This is a genomic window from Mycobacterium sp. (assembly GCF_049281135.1).
In the GTDB taxonomy this organism is placed as follows: domain Bacteria; phylum Actinomycetota; class Actinomycetes; order Mycobacteriales; family Mycobacteriaceae; genus Mycobacterium.
On the sequence record NZ_JBAPRN010000395.1, the window covers coordinates 1 to 4,799 of the forward strand.

Annotated in this window: 4 protein-coding genes and 1 pseudogene; 3 read left to right on the forward strand and 2 right to left on the reverse strand. The window is 66.4% G+C overall.

Annotated elements, in window-relative coordinates; translation table 11 throughout:
* The first annotated feature begins 240 nt into the window (after window positions 1-240).
* A complete protein-coding gene (locus WAN02_RS15780; RefSeq protein WP_422265144.1) occupies window positions 241-2,406 on the forward strand; it encodes an acyl-CoA dehydrogenase in 2,166 nt (721 codons plus the stop codon).
* Between the two features lie 8 nt (window positions 2,407-2,414).
* Here WAN02_RS15780 and WAN02_RS15785 read toward each other — a convergent pair whose 3' ends face one another.
* Window positions 2,415-3,089, reverse strand: a complete 675-nt coding sequence (locus tag WAN02_RS15785) for a winged helix-turn-helix transcriptional regulator (RefSeq protein ID WP_422265145.1) — start codon at window positions 3,087-3,089, stop codon at window positions 2,415-2,417.
* A gap of 134 nt (window positions 3,090-3,223) precedes the next feature.
* On the opposite strand from WAN02_RS15785, the gene WAN02_RS15790 reads away from it, so the two are divergent.
* Entirely contained in the window at window positions 3,224-4,060 is an 837-nt protein-coding gene (locus WAN02_RS15790) for a class I SAM-dependent methyltransferase (protein WP_422265146.1), read from the forward strand.
* An 11-nt stretch (window positions 4,061-4,071) separates the two neighbouring features.
* Here the strand turns inward: WAN02_RS15790 and WAN02_RS15795 are convergent, their stop codons facing one another.
* Complete coding sequence (locus tag WAN02_RS15795) at window positions 4,072-4,422, reverse strand: Zn-ribbon domain-containing OB-fold protein (protein ID WP_422265147.1); 351 nt, start codon at window positions 4,420-4,422, stop codon at window positions 4,072-4,074.
* Between the two features lie 60 nt (window positions 4,423-4,482).
* Between WAN02_RS15795 and WAN02_RS15800 the strand changes: the two are divergent.
* Window positions 4,483-4,799 (forward strand): annotated as a pseudogene (locus WAN02_RS15800) (thiolase family protein); the annotation flags it as partial.

Consider the following 4,799-nt stretch of genomic DNA (forward strand, 5'->3'; position numbering starts at 1 on the left):
GGTCAGCGGTTCGCGCCCAAGTGACGTTGTTGCGGTCGTGTTCCGGGCTGCCGAACGTGACACCATTTTCACGTTCGGCACTGAGCGTGAAACTAGCTTCACGCTCGCCAGGGTTTTACTTCGCGCCCAAGTGACGAGCTAGCTGTCATCCCCGGCCGACCGACCAGCCGGTTGGGAGGCCGCCGGATTTAAGTACACTCTTTCCCACCGGCCACCGGCGTCCAAGAGGAAGGCCCTGCCATGGGTATCGCACTGACCGACGACCATCGCGAACTCGCCGAGGTAGCCCGCGGGTTTCTCACCTCGCAGAAGGCCCGCGCAGCCGCGCGGTCGCTGCTGGATGCGCCCGAGGAGGCCTTGCCGCCGTTCTGGCAAGCCCTCGTCGAACTCGGCTGGCTGGGCCTGCACATCGACGAGGAACACGGCGGCTCGGGATACGGCCTGCCCGAACTCGTTGTCGTCATCGACGAACTCGGTCGTGCGGTGGCGCCCGGACCTTTCGTGCCAACCGTCATCGCGTCCGCGGTGATCGCCAAAGACGGCTCCGCCGCGCAGAAGTCGCGGCTGCTGCCGGGCCTGATCGACGGAACCGCGACCGCGGGCATCGGTCTGGGCGGCAACGTCAGCGTGAGCAATGGTGTGGCCGACGGTGACGCCGGCATCGTGCTCGGCGCGGGCCTCGGTGACCTGCTGCTGATCGCCGCCGGTGACGACGTGCTGGTGGTGGAGCGCGACCGCTCCGGCGTCTCCGTCGAGGTGCCGGAGAACCTGGATCCGACCAGGCGCTCCGGACGTGTCCGGCTGGAGAAGGTCCGCGTCAGCGACGACGACATCCTGCCGGGAGCACACGACTCGGCGCTGGCGCGGGCCCGGACGCTGCTGGCGGCCGAGGCGGTCGGTGGAGCTGCCGACTGTGTCGACTCCGCGGTCGAGTACGCGAAGGTACGCCAGCAGTTCGGCCGCACTATCGCCACGTTCCAGGCCATCAAGCACCACTGCGCGAACATGCTGGTGGCCAGCGAGTCGGCCGTCGCCGCGGTATGGGACGCCTCCCGCGCGGACTCCGAGGACGAGGACCAGTTCCGCCTGGCGGCGGCTTCGGCTGCCGCACTGGCGTTTCCGGCCTACGCGCGCAACTCGGAATTGAACATTCAGGTGCACGGCGGTATCGGTTTCACCTGGGAGCACGATGCGCATCTGCACCTGCGCCGCGCGCTGGTGACCACCGCACTGTTCGGCGGCGACGCGCCCGCCGATGACGTGTTCGAACGTACTGCCGCCGGAGTGACTCGGGAGAACAGCCTGGACCTGCCGCCCGAGGCGGAGGAGATGCGGACCCGGATCCATGCGGACGTCACCGAATTCGCCGGGCTGGACAAGCAGGCGCAGCGGGACAAGCTGATCGAGACCGGTTACGTGATGCCGCATTGGCCCAAGCCGTGGGGACTGGCCGCAGATGCGGTGGAGCAGTTGGTGATCGAGGAGGAGTTCCGCGCCGCGGGCATCAAACGCACCGATTACGGCATCACCGCCTGGGTGATTCTGACCCTCGTTCAACACGGAACACCTTGGCAGATCGAGCGATTCGTTGAAAAGGCGTTGCGCAAAGACGAGATCTGGTGCCAGTTGTTCTCAGAGCCCGACGCCGGTTCGGACGCGGCGTCGATCAAGACCAAGGCTACCCGGGTGGACGGCGGCTGGAAGATCAACGGCCAGAAGGTGTGGACGAGCGGGGCGCACTACTGCGCGCGCGGTCTGGCCACCGTGCGCACTGACCCGGAGGCACCCAAGCATGCCGGCATCACCACGGTGATCGTGGATATGAACGCTCCCGAGGTCGAGGTGCGACCGCTGCGTCAGATCACCGGCGGGTCGGACTTCAACGAGGTGTTCTTCAACGACCTGTTCGTACCCGACGAAGACGTGGTCGGTGAACCCAACACCGGCTGGACGGTGGCGAGGGCAACGCTGGGCAACGAGCGGGTCAGTATCGGCGGCAGCGGATCCTTCTATGCGGGTTTGGCTACCCAACTGGTTCAACAGGTCAAGGACCAGCCGGATCGATTGGCGGACGGGCGAACTCGGTTGGGCGGATACCTCGCCGACGAGAATGCCCTGCGGCTGCTGAATCTGCGCCGCGTCGCGCGCAGCGTCGAAGGAGCGGGTCCCGGACCCGAGGGCAACGTCACCAAGCTGAAACTGGCCGACCACATGATCGAGGGCGCGGCGATCCTGGCGGCTCTGGTTGGGCCGGATGTCGCACTGCTCGACGGTGACGGCGCCCTGCCGGCCCGACTGGTGATGAGCGCTCGCGCGATGGCCATCGCCGGCGGCACCTCCGAGGTGACTCGCAATCAGATCGCCGAGCGGATCCTGGGCATGCCGCGCGACCCGCTGATCAACTGAGGTAGCGCTCAGGCCGGACGGGGGACCGCAGCCGCCGGCGACTGGCCGAGCCAGCCCGGCACGGCCCGACGAGCGTCAGTGGCCCCGTGGATGGTCAGCGCCCCGCTGAGCATCGCCCTCGACCACGACAGGTCGCCGCGCCAGATCTGGGTCAGGGTGAGCAGGCTGGCTTCGACGGTGGCGGCCACCTCGTAGCCGGGGTCGAAATCGCAGACGTCGGGCACTCCTTCCGAGACCATCAGCCACCAGTGAGCGGCCTTGCGGTCCACTCCGGCCAGCCGAAACGCCACCACCGTTCGTGCCCGTGGCCACGCATCAACGGAAATCGTGCGCCGGATATCCCACATCAGCAGGTGCGGATCGAGATCGCCGTCGCCTAGTTCACCTATCCAGCGAATTCCCCACGCGCCGAGCGCCTCCACGACTCCCGCGAGTTCCTGACCACACGGCGTCAGCGAATAAGAGGTGCGACCGTCGACCTCGCTGCGTTCGACAACACCCGCACGCGACAGCGACTTGAGTCGTTTGGACAGCAGCGCCGGTGACATCTTCGGCAGTCCGCGCCGTAGGTCGTTGAAATGCACACTGCCCTTGAGTAATTCACTCACCACGAGCAGCGTCCACCGCTCGTCGAGCAACTCCATCGCCTTGGCGATCGGACAGAACTGGCCGTATGTCGACATATATCCAGTAGATCGCTTGGCAGCGGAATTGACTAGTACAGATTGTGAACCTCGTTGGATTCAGATCCGGCACTAGAAGCGGTTCAGCATCAAGCACGACGATTATCGCGAATCTCAAAGAAGGGCGATTGACAATGACTACGAGAATTGACACCGACGTGCTGACGGCCGATCACGGACTCGAAAGCAAGCACCGCGCATTGTGGGCGATGGGCGACTACACCACCGTGGCAACCGAAGTGGTGTCACCGCTCGGTCCAGTACTGGTACAGGCGAGCCGGATCGCAGCGGGTGACCGGGTACTCGACGTCGCCGCCGGGGCGGGCAACGCGGCGATCCCCGCCGCGCTCACCGGTGCGAAAGTGGTCGCCAGCGATCTGGTCCCCGAACTGCTGGAGCGCGGCGCGGCCCTCGCCCGGGCCCGGGGCGTCAACCTGCAGTGGCGTGAGGCCAATGCCGAAGCGCTGCCGTTCGACGACGATGAGTTCGACGCCGTGCTCTCCTGCGTCGGGGTGATGTTCGTCCCGCACCATCGGCGCGCGGCCGACGAGTTGGTCCGGGTCTGTCGGCCCGGCGGGACGATCGGGCTGATCAGCTGGACTCCAGAAGGCTTCATCGGGCAGATGTTCGCGACGATGAAGCCCTACGTGGCGGCGCCCCCGGCCGGTGTGCAGCCGCCGCCCAAGTGGGGCCGCGAAGACTATGTGCGCGGTCTGCTGGGGGATGGCATCACCGACTTCACTGCGCAACACCGCACGTTGAGAGTGGACCGGTTTGGCGACGGCGCGGCGTTCCGCGACTTCTTCAAAACCTATTACGCGCCGACGATCTCGGCGTACCGCGGCATCGCGGGCGAGCCGGACCGGGTCGCAGCGTTGGACGCCGAGCTGGCTGAACTGGGCGACCGATGTCTGGCCGGTTCGTCGACGATGGAGTGGGAGTACTTACTGGTCACAGCCCGCAAGCGCTGATCAACTTGCGGTCAAGCCGGCGCGAAGCGTGCCGCGCCGCCCGGGCCGGGCTCCGGCAGCGCCTCGACCCGCATCCCGCACGTCACTGAATCAGGTTCGCAGTCAACGATATTGGCTGCCACCCGAAGGCCGCTCTGTTCGGCGAGCTCGACCAGCGCGATGACGTACGGCGTCGGGATCTCCGGGTTGAACGCGTGATAGTTGACCGTGTAGGTGAATACGGTGCCCTGGCCCGACACCGGTCGCGCGACCAGCGGGCCGCCGCAGTCGCGGCATTGGCCGGCCGCGGGATGGACCCAGTGCGCGCAGTTCTCGCAGTGCTCGATGAGCAGCTGAGACGTCGTCTCGGTTGACACGGGCAATACAGTACACTCAATTGCCTCGGGTTGGTGGGCAGCGGGTTGGTCTAACGGACGGCGCAGATGAGCTACTTCGAAAAAGCCGCGATCATTTCCGGCATCGGCATTTCCCGAATCGGCCGTCGCACCGGCATTCCCGGGCTGGATCTGACCATGGAATCGGTCCGGGCGGCCATCGACGACGCCGGCTTGGCCCCTGGTGATATCGACGGAATCGCCACCTTGGGGGACACTCCCGCCGCCGAAGTCAACGCCGCGCTGCAGATCGACGCCGCCGACTGCGGGACGGGGTTCAGCACCGGCGGTCTGCTGAACCCGGTGATCTCGGCGTGCCGCGCGGTCTCCGAGGGCCATGCGCGGCACGTGATCATCTACCGGAC

Excerpts from the sequence above, each read along its gene's own strand:
- WAN02_RS15785 (WP_422265145.1), bottom strand. The coding sequence starts at position 3,089 with ATGTCGACATACGGCCAGTTCTGTCCGATCGCCAAGGCGATGGAGTTG.
- WAN02_RS15790 (WP_422265146.1), top strand. The coding sequence starts at position 3,224 with ATGACTACGAGAATTGACACCGACGTGCTGACGGCCGATCACGGACTC.
- WAN02_RS15780 (WP_422265144.1), top strand. The coding sequence starts at position 241 with ATGGGTATCGCACTGACCGACGACCATCGCGAACTCGCCGAGGTAGCC.